Source organism: Gammaproteobacteria bacterium, from assembly GCA_013817245.1.
Classification (GTDB): Bacteria; Pseudomonadota; Gammaproteobacteria; order HTCC5015; family HTCC5015; genus JACDDA01.
In genome coordinates, this window is the sequence record JACDDA010000007.1 from 93,757 (window position 1) to 109,500 (window position 15,744).

Genomic DNA, 15,744 nt, shown 5'->3' on the forward strand with positions numbered 1-15,744 from the left:
GCATTCGAACATCCTGTTCATCAATACTCTCCCCGATGTCTCGCTGCGCGTAAACAAACACGTGCAGTCTCCTCGTATTGCGCAACTTGTAACGGGTCGTCCCGATGCGACGTCCTTGTCGCGGCGGAACTAAAACAAACTTCCTGTTTGTTTTCCCCGACAAGTCGTGCAACACTCAGCGAGCCACGAGGGGAATGCTCCTTCGTTATTTATTGTGATTAATCAAATATCGACAAATGCGTGAATATCACAGGAGTTACAAAACAAAGAGGAAAGCACCCCTATACAAGATAGCGACGCTAGCAACTTTCTATTACGACAAAAAGTTACTCACTGCAGTCGGGCAGCGATTGGTATAATTCTTTTCTTTGTGAAAATTTTTTACAGTATAGTTAGCAGAACGTTTTTGCTATCAAAAACATACCATGCCTTTGTGATTAAAAAAACAGTTTTGCAATGACAGCAAAGAACGCCATAAAATATGGAAAATAATATTGTCCAAATTTTTCAGTTTTAAATGCAATATATAAAAACAATGTTAATTTCCTAAATACCTGATTAGGTTTTATTTTAAAAAATTCTTGAGCGCTGCGTGTTCCTGCTTTTACTTGCCACTGCCATAAACCAAACACGGGTTGGTAAGTATCGCCGTCATATGCACTTGTTCCGTCCTTTGTTTCTTGTTTCAACCATTTGCCCATGAGATCAGACTTATACATAGAATGCGTATATGAAAGCCAATCATTCTTATGATTGGAAAACTGCCAAAATCGCAACAAAAACCAAGCCAACATAATCCAAGCAAAATAAGCTAGCACTTGTGGTTTTTTAAAAGTAATGCTGCTGGCAAGTACTGATATAGTAGAAACATGCTCTTGATTTCCTAAATGGGCATCTCCTAGCGCAAACAAAATGAAACCCGTAGAAAGGACCACCAAATTTCTTCGTGCGGACTCTAGTGATGATGTATCAATATCCATTTTTATTAGCCTATAGACAGTTATTTATATCTTATTAACTAGCGCCGTCAATTATCCAACGCAGCTCCCCACACTTCATAAAACTCTATCTCTTTATGTTGCTGCGCGTCCACGACATCTTTGTAAACAGCAATCGCAGTGTATTTTTTACCGTCGCTGCGTGCTTCGATCAGGACAACACTCATGAAGGCCATGCCGATAATACCATTTTCCATTTTAGCGCCGTAGGGCGCAATACGCGTAGCGCATTGCGCCCTACGTTTCTTTGTTTTCGATGCTAAGGCACATTCAGCTTTATAATTATCAAAAACTGTAATGATATTAAACCAAGGGAAAAACCCGTTATGGCACGCTGAGGCATATTTAAAGGCTAGCGGCACATGAACAGGGATGTTCATGTGAGCCGATCGCAACAGGATGTGCGTGGAGGCGACGCGTCAGCCTTTAAATATGACGAGGGAATACGGAAATGGAATTTCATTCCATTTCCGTACGTGATATCGGGGAGAGTATTGATGAACAGGATGTTCGAATGCCGCGATTGCAGGGATGCAAGAGAGCGGCGTTTGGTGACTTTTTGTTACGACAAAAAGTCACTCGCTGTAGTCGCGTAGCGACGAGCGAAACGCTTTTGTTTGTAAAATATTGATACGCGACCAACTAATAAAATACTTTTAATGCAACATCCCACTCGCCCGTAACATACCCACAATCCCCACAATAATCCAAAACAGATTCAGCAATGTATAGGCATTGTCTTTACGTAAAATCGCACACCATGACAACATAATCGCATCAATGGTATTAAATGCCCAAACGAATAAGAAAGGACTTTCGGGTCCCATCCAGCTAACTAATGTGAAACTAAAAATTCGCATTAATACGCCGACCATTTCGACAAATCGGATATTGCTATAAACAAAAGCATTGGCCGCGCTAATCATTCAATAAGACCTTCTGAAAAAATTTTAAAAATTAAGAAAATTTATTTTAACGCAAACTTAATCCGCACTTGCGCACGCACTTCTAGCATGCCCGGATCAAACGCAGGTTCATCAGCGGCCATTGCTTGCATTTTCATGCCGCGCTCTAACATCGGTGGGCGCGAGATGCCTTGTTCGCTAATTTCTAAAACAGCACCTAAACGGCGATCACTGGCTTTGGCTAATTCATTGGCTTTTGATTTAGCCGATGCATACGCTTTAGCTAAAGCTTCCTGTTCGGCTTTTTCAACACTTTCACGACCGGGTTCAACTTGATTGATTTCGCTGACGCCTGCTTGCAATAAACCATCGGTGATGGTGTTTAAGATTTTTAAATCGCGGACCACCGCACGCACGCTGCGGGTTGCGCGATAACCGGTAAGTTTTTGAGTGTTGTTATCCCAACTATATTCAGGCGCTAGACGAAAATCACCCGCGTCAATATCCGCTTTGGCCACATTGTTTTGTTGCAATACTTTTAAAGCGGCTTGCGTGCGTTGGTCGACTTTGCTTTTAGCGAGCGCTTTATCTTGCTGTACTTCCCACACTGAAAATTGCACCGCCATCCATTCTGGATTGACGCGACTAACGCCTTCACCGCTGACGTCTACCCATGCGCTCTCTTCTGCATGTGCAGTTATGCTGAAACCACTAACTAAAATTAAAAATGAAAATAAAATAGAAATACGCATAGCGGTGTTCTCCAATGATTGAAATAAATTAATATTCTGGCAGGGTTATATTTTCAAATAACGCGTCAACTTCTTCTTGATTATGGCACGCTACCACTGCATCGACTGTATCACGATCTAAATGCGTCGCGAATAGCTGCATAAAAGCATACATATAAGCACGAATAAACATACCGCGTCGAAAGGCTATTTTAGTGATACTGCCTGCAAATAAATGACTCACGTCTATTTTCACTAAGTCTTTATCTTCTTCTGGCAAATAGGCCATACGCGCGATTAAACCCACGCCCAAACCTAAACGCACATAGGTTTTAATCACGTCGGCATCGGTGGCAGTAAATACCACATTGGCGGTTAAGCCGGCGTTCTTAAATGCATCATCGACTTGGCCACGACCGGTTAAACCAGAGACATACGTCACTAAAGGATGTTGCGCGAGGTCTTGAATGCTGACCGTTTTTAATTGTGTGAGTGGATGTTGCGCCGGCACGACTAAACACCGATTCCAACGATAACAAGGCATCATGATTAAATCGCTGTATAAAGCGATAGCCTCGGTGGCAATGGCAAAATCTACTTCGGCGGATACGGCCATTTCAGAAATTGAACGTGGCGTGCCTTGGTGAAAATGTAAATCCACATCGGGATAACGGCCGCGAAATTTTTGTACGACCGGGGGCAATAAATAACGTGCTTGTGTGTGAGTGGTGGCGATATTCAAAGTACCGCGCGACGCATGCCGAAATTCCGCCGCGAGGTTTTTAATATTCTCAACTTCTTTTAACACATGTTCGGCGCGCGCGATGATTAGCAATCCTTCTTGCGTAATATGCGTGAGGTGTTTGCCGCTACGATGAAATAATTCGACGCCTAATTCATCTTCTAACAATTTAATTTGTTTGGAAACGCCGGGCTGCGAGGTGTACAGTTTTTCCGCTGCTTCCGAAATGTTTAAATTGTTTTTGACGATGGCTGCCAAAAACCGGAGTTGTTGTAGTTTCATAAGGTGCGGTTTCTCTAAACGATAATGGACGAGCTCATGGCTGCTCGGCCTGATCTGGAATACCTTTATATACCGATTTGAGCTAAAAAAATAAACAAACATTCTTTTATGTACTGACAAAGCCCTTTATAGTGCCACCCCTGCCGCTCGGGTAGGCGTACGCCGCCCCGATGCCCAACTTCTGCAACAGGTGCCCTATGACAACTGCCTTAAGCCCCGATTTACAAGCCAAAGTCGCCGCTGCCAAAGCGATTTTGCAAGAAATCACTAGCAAACATGGCAAAGTCGTCTTTGCTAACAGCCTCGGCGCTGAAGATATGGTGATTACGGATTTGCTACGCAAAGATTTCACCCAAGTCGATATTTTCAGCTTGGACACCGGCCGCCTGCCCGCCGAAACGTATGACTTGATGCAGAAAACCGAAGACCGTTATAACTTCAAATTGACCTATTACTATCCCGACACGACGACGATTGAACAATTCACTCGCACCAAAGGCATCAACGCTTTTTATAACAGCGTGGATCTGCGTAAAGAATGCTGCAATATCCGCAAAGTTGAGCCATTAAAACGCGCACTAGCGAGTCAAGGCGCTTGGATCACCGGCTTACGGCGTAGCCAATCGGTCACGCGTTTGGACGTGCCGGCCATTGAGTTCGATAAAGCCTTTGGTTTGGATAAAGCTAACCCATTGATTGATTGGGAAGAAAGCGATGTGTGGGCCTATATCAAAGCCTTAGATATTCCTTATAACGCCTTGCACGATCGCAACTATCCTTCTATTGGTTGCGCACCTTGCACCCGCGCTATCAGCAAAGGCGAAGATATTCGCGCTGGTCGTTGGTGGTGGGAAAATCCTGAAACCAAAGAATGCGGTTTGCATGCAGGCAAACCCAACGCCGCATAACTTACTTACTTATTTACCACAGGCAGGGTAATGGATCACTTACCCATTTTTCTTAATCTTCAGCAACGTCGCTGCCTCATCGTAGGCGGCGGCGCGGTTGCGTTACGCAAAGCCGAACTACTTCGGCAAGCCGGCGCGCAGATCACCTTGCTTGCCACTGAATTGCATCCACAATTACTTAGCTGGCATGAAGCGGGAACCATCGAACGCTGGTTACCATATGCAGCTAAAGATTTTGCTGACTTATTAAACGAACGCATTAACACGTTTGTATTAGTGATTGCGGCTACCGATGATGCGGTCATTAATCAAACCGTACACGACGTTGCGCAAGCGGCCAATATTCCCGTTAATGTGGTTGATCAACCCGCATTATGCAGTTTTATTTTTCCGTCGATCATTGATCGCTCACCGGTGATTATTGCTGCGAGCACCGGTGGCCGTGCGCCGGTATTAGCGCGATTGTTACGCGAAAAACTCGAAGGTTTAATTCCGCAACACTACGGCAAACTCGCCACACTCGCCGGCGCTTTACGCGCACAGATTAAACAAGCGTTGCCCGACATAACGGTGCGCCGCCGTTTTTGGGAGCAACTGTTGCGCAGTCCTTACGCCGATCAATTAATGCAAACTAATAGTGTTGATGCAAAACACATCGCCGAAAATTTACTGACGCACTACACCGGTGAAAATCATCAACATACCGCCAATAAAATGGGCGGTGAAGTATATTTAGTAGGTGCAGGCCCAGGCGATCCAGAGTTATTAACATTTCGCGCATTGCGTTTAATGCAGCAAGCGGATGTGGTGTTATATGACAAACTCGTTTCCGATGAAGTATTAAATCTCGTACGCCGCGATGCGGAAAAAATATTTGTCGGTAAAACTCAAGGTTGTCACAGCAAACCGCAAAGCGAAATTAATCGTTTACTAGTGGAATACGCGCAACAAGGCAAACGTGTCTGCCGTTTAAAAGGTGGCGATCCCTTTATTTTCGGTCGTGGCGGCGAAGAATTGCAAAGTCTAGTAGCAGCGAAAGTACGTTTTCAAGTCGTGCCTGGCATCACTGCCGCGACGGCCTGCGCAGCGTATGCGGGCATTCCACTCACGCATCGCGATCATGCGCAGAGTTTGATTTTTGTCACCGGACATTTACGTGAAGACGGTGAATTTATATTGAACGGTTCACTGGATTGGCAAACCTTGAGTAAACCACAACAAACCGTGGTGTTTTATATGGGCTTAAAAAATCTTGCACAAATCACTGAACAATTGCGCGCGCACGGGATGCCCGATGTAATGCCGATTGCCATCGTTGAAAACGGCACGCGGGTTAATCAACGCGTGATCAGTGGCACGTTAGCGAATATTGTGCAACAAACAGAAAACAATGACGCAAGCCAACCGAGCTTAATTATTATTGGTGAAGTGGCGGCTTTACACGAATCATTACAATGGTTTGTTCCAGAGCTTATTGAAAACTCTGTCTAATCAAGGTTAATAAAATTGTGTAAAAATTAACTCTGATAACGCAAGCGCGATGAACGCCAATACACTTCTGGTACGTCGGCGCGCAAAGCTAAGATTCGGCAGGTCACAAATAAAAAATCGGATAATCGATTTAAATATTTTTGTAGTAAAGGATCCGTTTCAGGTTCTTCAAATGTTAACGTAACTAAACGACGTTCTGCGCGTCGACAAATGCTACGCGCTAAATGACAACTCGCCACCGCTAAATTACCCGCCGGCAAAATGAATTCGCGCAAATGCGGCAAGTGATCGTTTAAATCGTCTAGTTGTTTTTCAATTGCAGTAATCCGCGCTTCGTTTAAACCGCTGTATTCAGGTGAGCTTAGCTGGCCGCCCATTTCGAATAAGTCATGCTGAATTTCTGATAATAAAAAGCGCATATCTTCAGGAATGTCATGCGCGACGACAATGCCAATAGCGGAATTAAGTTCGTCTACCGCGCCAATGGCTTCAATTACAAACGTGTCTTTTTCGACACGGCTGCCATCCGATAAAGCAGTAGTGCCGTCATCACCGGTGCGTGTATAAATTTTAGTAAGTCGATATCCCATGGCGTGCTCCTATTATTGGCTGGCACATATCACTGTGCAGGGGCGAAGCATGGTAAAGGGAAATGGCCGCCGCGACAATCCGTGCAGCGACCATTTATAGAGAAGTAGTCTAAAAATCCCTTATTTCGTCAATGACCCATAAGGGCTAACAAATAATTATTCAAAACGATAGGCAAGACTTAACCAAGTGTTGCTGCCCGTGGCGGGATAATAAGCTCCAAACGAGTTAGCATAATCGTAGTATTGTGCATTAAACAAATTATCAATGCGCAAACCCAGATTCCACTGATTGACGCTGTAGTTCAAGGTGAAATTACTCACGTTGTAACCTGATAGTGGATCTGCTGCATTATCGTTATCACCGGGCAAATATTGTTTGCCGATACGTTTAGTTTCAAACGACAGGCTAACATCCGCGAGCTGATAATTAACCGCGCCACGGATCACATTTTCGGGCACACCTGAAACATCGTTACCGGCAAATACACCTGAACGGAATTCTGCTTTAGTTAATGTATAAGCGCCGACAAAACTCAATGCGGATGTTGCATTAACGCCAAGCTCTAAAGTGCCGCCCACACGCCGCGTTTCATCAAAGTTCACATTGGCGCCCGGAAAAAATCCACCACTGTCTGCGCTTGGGTCAAACGCAATTTCGTTTTGCAAATCTAATAAGTACGCGGATGATTTAACGTACAGAACATCACTTTGCCATTGTGCACCTAATTCCCAGGTATCACCGGTTTGCACTTCTAAGCCATTGCTACCCAACGCCGTAAAAGCTTGTTCATCTACTTTTGCAAAACGATAGTTTTGATCAAAACGTACAAACAATTTTAAACTTTCAATGGGTCGCAACGTAGCGCCTAACGAGTAAACGGTAACACTGTCATCGTGTTTTAAACCATCGGGATAGTCAGTAGCATCGGTTAACTCATCATCGACCTTGGCAGTCCGTAAGCCCACCGTTACACCCAACATCGGCAATACAGGAATCACCGTATTGGAATAAAGCGATTCAGTTTGTTGTTGATTGCTGCGATCAAAGTCACCAAAACTACTAGGAATAAAACTTTTATAATCCGAATCAATCCTTTCAAAACCTAAAGCACTCACCAACTCACCTGCGCTTAATTGATAACGCGCTTCAATTTGCGGATTTACTGTGTTTTGCTCGCGCAGACTATTACCTGGATCAGTAGTGCAGGAACTAAACAAAGCGCAGCCACTAAAGTTTTGCAAAAAGACTTGTTCATCTCGCGCACGTGTGACATCTAATTGCGCACGAAAATGTTCTGCAAAACCTAACCATACTTGCGCATGACCCGTATCGGTATTGCTATTAATATAATCATTTTCAAAATCTTCATAGGAAATACGCGGCGAACTTTTTGCATCGTCTTCCGATAAAGCGCCCGCTGTTTGTTGTTTTTGTTCTGCACCTTGGTATTCCAACAAGCCACCGAATGATTCAAAGGTAAATTCATTGCGTACGCTAACAAATGTTTCATCAACTTTACTGTGCTCACGATAACCATCGGTGTGACGATCGCTTGCATTGACACGTAAACCATAAAAACCCCATTGCTGACTCGCGCCTACATCCGCTTGATAAGTGTTATAAGCACCGACACCCACTTTCGCATAAGCACGTAATGCATCAGCTTTGCGAGTAATAATGTTTATCACACCACCGACGGCTTGATCGCCATAAACTGTACCGGCGCTGCCTTCAATAATTTCAATGCGTTCAACATCATCTAAAGCGATGGTATTTAAATCGGGTGCAGCGATGTCGGTATTGTTTAAACGTCGCCCATCAATTAAAACTAATACGTTAGAACCTGCTGATTCACCAAAACCACGCATATCAATAACCGCACCGGTGCCAGGATTAGTAACGCTAATGCCTGCACGACCTAATAATATTTGATCTAGCGTGACGGCATTGCTCGCTAAAATTGCCGCGCGATCAATGACGGTGAAACTTGCGGGTAAATAAGTGGTTGCAGATTCCGTGCGTAAAGCGCTAACAATAGTTTCCGGTAATGCACTGCTTTGCGCCCCGCAAACAGTGTTAGACGTTAACAACAATACGGGCAATAAACATAACCCGTTTAATAAACGTTTTTTCATGGGAAGATCCCCTTGTGAACAATAATAAATATTGCGGGGATGAGTGGCGGGATAAAAAATAAAATATTCCCGCACGTGGCCCACCGCAACGTGTTTAATATTCACAGGCCGGTATCCGGGCTGACGGTTGAATGTTTAAACGCATGATTTAAATATGCTTTAAATATTCGGCTTCATACCTTCCCATATTATCTATTGAATGTTGAAACATTCATGTAACTAACACAGTGGTTATTTATGAAGCTATAACCGATCACCGTTGCGGGGGCAGCGTTGGTATTTCACCAAACTTCCCGTTTAACGCGTGCAATGACGAGCACCTGTAAACGTGTGCGCACAGTACTTAGACTGAAGTAAAAAATCAAGCAGGATGAAAGACGGGACCGAACGCGGTTTCGATACGTTGAATAGGATGTTGATAAATTTCACTGAGCAATTCAGATGTTAATAATTCGCTGACAACACCGCTGCGCCATTTACCTTCCGGCAATAAAGCCAACACATGCGTGCAATAACGCCAAACTAAATCAGGCTCATGGACACTCATGATTAAGGTCGCACCACGCGCACTGAGATCACGGTTAATCACGTCTAACATCTGTATGCGAAAATGCCAATCCAGATGATTAGTGGGCTCATCTAACAATAACAACGCGCTTTGTTGCGCTAAAACAGCTGCTAATGCTACTCGCTGACGCTCACCGCCCGATAAACTGGCTAATTCACGTTGCGCAAAATGTTGCATTTGCACGGCAGTTAAAGCCTGCATAATAATCGCGTGATGTTCATAGTCAGTATGAGTATTCTTAATAAAAAAAGAATATTGTTGATAAGGAAAACGTCCTAGTGCTACCCGCTCATATACGGTGCTGGCAAACACTGACGCTTGTTCTTGAGATAAAAAAGCTATTTGTTGCGCACGTTCTAAAGAAGACCAGACAGTTATTAATTTGTTATTTAATAAAACGCTGCCCGTAGTAGGCGCACACCACGCCGTGATCGCGTCCAACAAACTGGTTTTGCCGGCGCCGTTAGCGCCTAAAATTGCCCAGCGTTCGCCTGCTTGAATATTCAGCTGTAAATCACGCACTAAATTTTTAGCGCCACGTTGAATCGTTAGGTTTTTGAGTTGCAATAAACTCCCTTGGAATAAACTCATAGAGCATCCAACGCCGCAGCGCGACGACGCAATAAATAAATAAATAAAGGCACGCCGATTAACGCAGTACAAACACCTACTGGCAATTGTTGTGGCGCTAACCAAACACGCGCGAGAGTATCAGCAAAAACTAATAAAGCTGCGCCTAATAAAATCGAGGCGCTCAATAGATAACGATGCCGACGCACGCCGCTTAAACGCAACACATGCGGCACAATCAAACCAATAAAACCAATCGGCCCTGCGCATGCCACCGCCGCTGCACAAGCTAATGAAGCCATTATTAACACCATCAACTGCACGCGCTGCACATTAATGCCTGCATGATAAGCTAAGGTATTGCCATGGATTAATATGTCTAAGATAGGTGCAATACTGTGCGCCCAAATAAATACCACTATCAATATCGCTAAAGCAATTGGCCAGTGTTGCGCCACACTTAAATCACCTAACAACCAAAATAAAGCGACTTGTAATTGTTGTTGCGCGCCTAAGCTTAATAAAAAACTTAATACAGCACCCCAACCCGTGGCTAATACGACGCCCATTAATAATATACGTTCGGGTGATGCACTATGCCGCGCACTTAAGCCTATTAAACATATCAAACTGAGTAATGCGCCCAACCACGCGGCTAAGGGTAATGGTAAAAACGTCCAGCCAAAAGTGATTACTAATAATACGGATGCACTTGCACCACCCGACACACCCAAAACAAAAGGTTCGGCTAAAGGATTGCGTAAAACAATTTGCAATAAAACACCCGCTAACGCTAATAAAGCGCCTACCACTGCACCGGCTATTACTCTCGCCATGCGCAGTTCACCAATCACATCTATTTTAATAAAAGCGGGACTGCTTGCATCAGCAAAAGACAGGGGCCAATACCAGCCTGCGCTGCCCAAGCTAATACCTAAACTCACCGCTAACAATAAAGCCAACGCGCACAGCGCGAGCATGAAATATTCTCGGCGCGTATTAGCATGGTGAAATGATGAGCGAGTGGGCATAATGCGTCGCATTATTCATGTTTTGCGCCGAAGGGGCAAATATGCAATCGCTCTTTTTGTATTTACCGCGCTTAATTTTAATCTGCACGGTGTTTATTAACCTCATAGATGTCGCTCACGCGCATGAAGCCATTCACGCACGTGATGCTAGCGGAACCTCGATCACGCTTGCGCAGCCGGCCAAACGCATTATTAGTTTAGCGCCGCATATTACTGAATTATTATTTGCAGTAGGTGCAGGTCCACAGGTCATCGCAGTTTCGCAATACAGCGATTATCCAACTCCTGCTAAAGCCTTGCCGCGCATCGGTGCCGCAGGCGCTTTAGATTTAGAAAAAATTATTCAACTCAAGCCTGACTTAATTATTGGCTGGCAAAGTGGCAACGCGGCGAATGCCATAGAAAAACTTCGCGCGCTAAGCATCAACGTTTATTTATCCGAACCGCGCAATTTAGATGATATAGGCAAAGAATTATTAGACATTGGACGTTTAAGTGGCGGCGCTCAAGCAAACCAAGCGACGATTGCGTGGCAAGATTTTGTACGCACACTAAAACCTCGCAATAAAAAAATAATAAATACTTTTATTGAAATTTGGCCAGCGCCTTTAATGAGCATTAATCAGCAACATTTACTCACGGATGCATTACAACGTTGTGGCGGACATAATATTATTGATACCCCAGCTTTAGCGCCGGTAGTTGATATTGAAAGCGTGTTAATAAAAAAGCCCGCGTTGGTTGTGTTGGCTTTGCCTACTGAACAAGCACACGCTGCAGAACGCGATTGGCAACAATGGCCAACGCTGCACGCTCGCATTATGACCATTAATCCTGATGAATTACTCAGACCAACGCCGCGTATGATGTTTGGCATTCGTCGCTTGTGCGCTGCATTACATGCGTTAGCCGCGCCCTAAAAAAACCATACAACATGTCGCCTAAGGAGACGCTCATCTATTTATAGGATCTATATAAGGTATAATGCCGCCTCGCAAACCAACCTTAATCCGCAAAATCATGACACCCGACAGCCCGCTCGCACAATCCGCATTAAGCCGCACCACCAAACTACACGCTGCACTCAAGCAACGTATTCTGATTCTCGATGGCGCGATGGGCACGATGATTCAAAATCATCGTTTAGAAGAAGCTGATTATCGCGGCAAGCGTTTTGCCGATTGGCCCAGTGATTTAAAAGGTAATAATGATTTATTAACGCTGACCCAACCACAGATAATTCGCGGCATTTATGATGCTTATTTAAATGCGGGCGCCGATATTTTAGAAACGAATTCTTTTAATGCAACACGCATCGCAATGGCCGATTACGCGATGGAAGATTTGTCAGCGGAAATTAATCGCGCCGCCGCACAATTAGCCCGCGCCGCCGCCGATGCTAAAACTGCGCAAACCCCCAATCAGCCACGTTTTGTTGCTGGCGTGTTAGGACCTACCAATCGTACTGCCAGTATTTCACCGGATGTTAATGATCCCGGTTTTCGTAATACCAGCTTCGATCAATTACGCGGCGCTTATTACGAATCGGCTAAAGCCTTAATGGAAGGTGGCGCTGATATTATTTTGATAGAAACTATTTTCGACACACTAAACGCTAAAGCTGCCGTGTTTGCGGTACAAGAATTATTTGATGATCTCGGTTGGTCATTACCGATTATGATTTCGGGCACCATCACCGATGCCTCCGGCCGCACGCTCACCGGCCAAACCACTGAAGCATTTTGGAATTCACTGCGACATGCAGAACCTATTTCAATTGGTTTAAATTGCGCGCTAGGCCCCAAAGAATTACGCGCTTATGTTGATGAGTTATCACGCTTAGCCGATACGCATGTCTCTGCGCATCCGAATGCGGGTTTGCCTAATGAACTGGGTGGTTACGATTTATCACCGGAAGATATGGCGAAACATATTGATGAATGGGCCAGTGCAGGATTTTTAAATATTGTTGGCGGTTGCTGCGGCACCACGCCTGAACATATTGCAGCCATCGCTGCGGTGGCGCGCAAACATGCGCCGCGTGTTATTCCGACGATACCTAAAGCATTACGACTCGCCGGTTTTGAACCTTTTAATATTACCGCTGATAGTTTATTTATTAATGTCGGTGAACGTACCAACGTAACGGGTTCAGCGCGTTTTTTAAAATTAATTAAAGAAGGCGATTTTGAAACAGCCTTAGATGTTGCGCGTCAACAAGTGGAAAGCGGCGCGCAAATTATTGACATTAATATGGATGAAGGCTTGCTGGACGCGCATCAAGCGATGTCACGTTTTTTAAATCTGATAGCAGCTGAACCCGATATCGCACGCGTGCCCATCATGATCGACTCCTCAAAATGGGAAGTGATTGAAACCGGTTTAAAATGCATTCAAGGTAAAGGCATTGTTAATTCGATTTCGCTAAAAGAAGGTGAAGCCAAATTTATTGAGCAAGCCAAACTGGTGCGGCGCTATGGCGCAGCGGTCATCGTCATGGCATTTGATGAGGCGGGGCAAGCCGATACTCAACAACGTAAAGTGGAAATTTGTACACGTGCTTATAAAATTCTAACGGAACAAATCGGCTTTCCAGCAGAAGACATTGTTTTTGATCCTAATATTTTTGCGGTCGCAACCGGTATCGAAGAACATAATAATTACGGCGTAGATTTTATTGAAGCCACACGCCTTATTAAACAAACTCTGCCCTACGCTAATATATCGGGCGGCGTATCAAACGTCTCGTTTTCATTTCGCGGCAATAATCCCGTACGCGAAGCTATCCATGCCGTATTTTTATTTCATGCGATTAAAGCCGGCATGGACATGGGCATTGTTAACGCCGGTCAATTAGCATTATACGAAGATATTCCCAGCGACTTGCGTGATGCAGTTGAAGATGTAATTTTAAATCGCCACAGCGGCGCAACCGAAGCCTTACTTACCATTGCCGAACGTTATCGCGGTGATGGCCAAGTCGTAGAAGCCAAGAAAGAAGATCAAGCGTGGCGCCAATTACCGGTGAATGAACGTTTATCGCATGCTTTAGTAAAAGGCATTGATGAGTTCATCGAGATGGATACCGAAGCAGCGCGCTTACAAGCCGAACGACCTTTGCATGTTATCGAAGGTCCGTTAATGGACGGCATGAATGTCGTCGGTGATTTATTTGGCGCAGGGAAAATGTTTTTGCCTCAAGTAGTAAAATCGGCACGCGTAATGAAAAAAGCAGTCGCTTATTTAATGCCCTATATGGAAGATGAAAAAGCCGGCGCTTCAAAAAATGGCCGCATTTTAATGGCAACCGTAAAAGGCGACGTTCATGACATTGGCAAGAATATTGTTGGCGTAGTATTGCAATGCAATAGTTATGAGGTCATCGACTTAGGTGTCATGGTACCTACCGAAAAAATTCTGCAAACAGCGAAAGAATTAAATTGCGATATTATTGGTTTGTCAGGTTTAATCACGCCTTCGTTAGATGAAATGACGCATGTTGCAAAAGAAATGCAACGCCAAGGTTTTACAATTCCTTTAATGATTGGCGGCGCAACCACTTCTAAATTACATACGGCGGTAAAAATTGATCCGCAATACGAACATCCAGTGGTGTATGTTCCCGATGCTTCACGCGCTGTGGGTGTTGCAGGCAATTTATTAAGCCCCGAAAATCGTGAAAAATATACGCTAGCTTTAAAAGAAGAATATCGTGATATGCGTGATCGCCGTAACGCGCAACAAGATAATCGCAAACAAGCCTCCATGGTTGATGCGCGCGCTAACAAACAAGCGATTGATTGGTCCGCTTATACACCACCCACGCCCCAATTTTTAGGCACACAAATTCTGGATAATTATCCATTAGAAAAATTAGTGCCCTTTATTGATTGGACACCGTTTTTCCAATCATGGGAATTAGCTGGAAATTATCCCGCTATTTTAGATGATGAAATTGTGGGTGAGGAGGCGCGGAAATTATTAGCTGATGCGAAAATCATGCTAGAAAAAATTATTCAAGAAAAATGGCTAACAGCGAAAGCGGTGTTTGGATTTTTTCCTGCCAATAGCAATGGCGCAGATGACGTCACTTTATATACAGACACAACACGTCAACCCACATTAAACACGCTGCATTTTTTACGACAACAAAGCATTAAACAACAAGGTCGTTATAATCACTGTTTAGCGGATTATATTGCGCCGCAAACCAGCGGCTTAGCTGATTACATAGGCGCGTTTGCTGTAACCACAGGGCTTGGCATTGAGCCGCATGTAGCGCGTTTTGAAAAAGATCACGATGATTACAATGCTATTTTACTAAAAGCCTTGGCAGATCGTTTAGCCGAAGCATTTGCTGAACATTTACATGCACGCGTGCGCCAAGAATTTTGGGCTTATGCGTCCGATGAAATTTTAAATAACGAAGATTTAATTAAAGAAAACTATCGCGGCATACGACCTGCGCCCGGTTATCCTGCTTGCCCAGACCATACTGAAAAAGATGCTTTATGGACGTTGTTACAACCTGAGCGCATCGACATGAGCTTAACCGAAAGCAAAGCTATGTGGCCTGCTGCTGCGGTGTCGGGTTGGTATTTTGCTCATCCCGATGCGCGCTATTTTGGCGTTGGGAAAATCAGCAAAGAACAATTAGAAGATTATGCAGCACGTAAAAATATGGACATTGCAACTGCCGAACGTTGGTTGGCACCTTTGCTGGCTTATTAAATACTTTATTAAAATAATCACAACAGCAAGAACAACAATAGCAGAACGCTTTCGCAAGCGA

The 15,744-nt window shown here is 44.4% G+C and carries 13 protein-coding genes and 1 riboswitch; of the genes, 4 read left to right on the plus strand and 9 right to left on the minus strand.

The features are described 5' to 3' along the window. Positions 1-437: 437 nt before the first annotated feature. The 5 genes from H0W44_09390 to cysB form a co-directional block, all read right to left on the minus strand. Positions 438-980 (minus strand): hypothetical protein, encoded by a 543-nt coding sequence (locus tag H0W44_09390; protein MBA3582650.1) that lies wholly within the window; start codon positions 978-980, stop codon positions 438-440. A gap of 47 nt (positions 981-1,027) precedes the next feature. Next, complete coding sequence (locus tag H0W44_09395; protein MBA3582651.1) at positions 1,028-1,378, minus strand: hypothetical protein; 351 nt, start codon at positions 1,376-1,378, stop codon at positions 1,028-1,030. A 276-nt stretch (positions 1,379-1,654) separates the two neighbouring features. Further along, positions 1,655-1,858, minus strand: coding sequence for a hypothetical protein (locus H0W44_09400; GenBank protein MBA3582652.1), 204 nt, complete (start codon positions 1,856-1,858; stop codon positions 1,655-1,657). 107 nt (positions 1,859-1,965) lie between these two features. Next, entirely contained in the window at positions 1,966-2,655 is a 690-nt protein-coding gene (locus H0W44_09405) for an SIMPL domain-containing protein (protein MBA3582653.1), read from the minus strand. 28 nt (positions 2,656-2,683) lie between these two features. Then, on the minus strand, positions 2,684-3,658 hold the full coding sequence (cysB, locus tag H0W44_09410) for an HTH-type transcriptional regulator CysB (GenBank protein MBA3582654.1): 975 nt from the start codon (positions 3,656-3,658) through the stop codon (positions 2,684-2,686). Positions 3,659-3,828: 170 nt separating this feature from the next. Here cysB and H0W44_09415 point away from each other — a divergent pair, with 170 nt between their 5' ends. After that, positions 3,829-4,566: a phosphoadenylyl-sulfate reductase gene (locus tag H0W44_09415; GenBank protein MBA3582655.1), complete on the plus strand. Its 738-nt coding sequence runs from the start codon at positions 3,829-3,831 to the stop codon at positions 4,564-4,566. Between the two features lie 30 nt (positions 4,567-4,596). After that, positions 4,597-6,057, plus strand: a complete 1,461-nt coding sequence (cobA, locus tag H0W44_09420) for a uroporphyrinogen-III C-methyltransferase (protein ID MBA3582656.1) — start codon at positions 4,597-4,599, stop codon at positions 6,055-6,057. A gap of 26 nt (positions 6,058-6,083) precedes the next feature. Here cobA and H0W44_09425 read toward each other — a convergent pair whose 3' ends face one another. From H0W44_09425 to H0W44_09440, 4 genes are all read right to left on the minus strand, one after another. Next, positions 6,084-6,647: a cob(I)yrinic acid a,c-diamide adenosyltransferase gene (locus tag H0W44_09425; protein ID MBA3582657.1), complete on the minus strand. Its 564-nt coding sequence runs from the start codon at positions 6,645-6,647 to the stop codon at positions 6,084-6,086. A 156-nt stretch (positions 6,648-6,803) separates the two neighbouring features. Next, positions 6,804-8,888 (minus strand): TonB-dependent receptor, encoded by a 2,085-nt coding sequence (locus H0W44_09430; GenBank protein MBA3582658.1) that lies wholly within the window; start codon positions 8,886-8,888, stop codon positions 6,804-6,806. Continuing rightward, positions 8,872-9,122: riboswitch (cobalamin riboswitch) on the minus strand. It overlaps the preceding gene by 17 nt. 22 nt (positions 9,123-9,144) lie before the next feature. Next, positions 9,145-9,942 (minus strand): ABC transporter ATP-binding protein, encoded by a 798-nt coding sequence (locus H0W44_09435; GenBank protein MBA3582659.1) that lies wholly within the window; start codon positions 9,940-9,942, stop codon positions 9,145-9,147. Next, on the minus strand, positions 9,939-10,901 hold the full coding sequence (locus tag H0W44_09440; GenBank protein MBA3582660.1) for an iron ABC transporter permease: 963 nt from the start codon (positions 10,899-10,901) through the stop codon (positions 9,939-9,941). Before H0W44_09440 ends, H0W44_09435 begins: the two co-directional genes overlap by 4 nt. A 92-nt stretch (positions 10,902-10,993) precedes the next feature. On the opposite strand from H0W44_09440, the gene H0W44_09445 reads away from it, so the two are divergent. Together H0W44_09445 and metH are read left to right on the plus strand one after the other, a co-directional pair. Then, complete coding sequence (locus tag H0W44_09445) at positions 10,994-11,872, plus strand: ABC transporter substrate-binding protein (protein ID MBA3582661.1); 879 nt, start codon at positions 10,994-10,996, stop codon at positions 11,870-11,872. Positions 11,873-11,972: 100 nt separating this feature from the next. Continuing rightward, positions 11,973-15,683 carry a methionine synthase gene (gene metH, locus H0W44_09450; protein ID MBA3582662.1) on the plus strand — a complete coding sequence of 1,237 codons (3,711 nt, stop codon included), beginning with the start codon at positions 11,973-11,975 and terminating at the stop codon, positions 15,681-15,683. Positions 15,684-15,744: the final 61 nt, after the last annotated feature.

Coding starts and splice junctions, on each gene's coding strand:
- H0W44_09390 (MBA3582650.1), bottom strand. CDS start 980: ATGGATATTGATACATCATCACTAGAGTCCGCACGAAGAAATTTGGTG.
- H0W44_09395 (MBA3582651.1), bottom strand. CDS start 1,378: ATGAACATCCCTGTTCATGTGCCGCTAGCCTTTAAATATGCCTCAGCG.
- H0W44_09400 (MBA3582652.1), bottom strand. CDS start 1,858: ATGCGAATTTTTAGTTTCACATTAGTTAGCTGGATGGGACCCGAAAGT.
- H0W44_09405 (MBA3582653.1), bottom strand. CDS start 2,655: ATGCGTATTTCTATTTTATTTTCATTTTTAATTTTAGTTAGTGGTTTC.
- cysB (MBA3582654.1), bottom strand. CDS start 3,658: ATGAAACTACAACAACTCCGGTTTTTGGCAGCCATCGTCAAAAACAAT.
- H0W44_09415 (MBA3582655.1), top strand. CDS start 3,829: ATGCCCAACTTCTGCAACAGGTGCCCTATGACAACTGCCTTAAGCCCC.
- cobA (MBA3582656.1), top strand. CDS start 4,597: ATGGATCACTTACCCATTTTTCTTAATCTTCAGCAACGTCGCTGCCTC.
- H0W44_09425 (MBA3582657.1), bottom strand. CDS start 6,647: ATGGGATATCGACTTACTAAAATTTATACACGCACCGGTGATGACGGC.
- H0W44_09435 (MBA3582659.1), bottom strand. CDS start 9,942: ATGAGTTTATTCCAAGGGAGTTTATTGCAACTCAAAAACCTAACGATT.
- H0W44_09440 (MBA3582660.1), bottom strand. CDS start 10,901: ATGCTCGCGCTGTGCGCGTTGGCTTTATTGTTAGCGGTGAGTTTAGGT.
- H0W44_09445 (MBA3582661.1), top strand. CDS start 10,994: ATGCAATCGCTCTTTTTGTATTTACCGCGCTTAATTTTAATCTGCACG.
- metH (MBA3582662.1), top strand. CDS start 11,973: ATGACACCCGACAGCCCGCTCGCACAATCCGCATTAAGCCGCACCACC.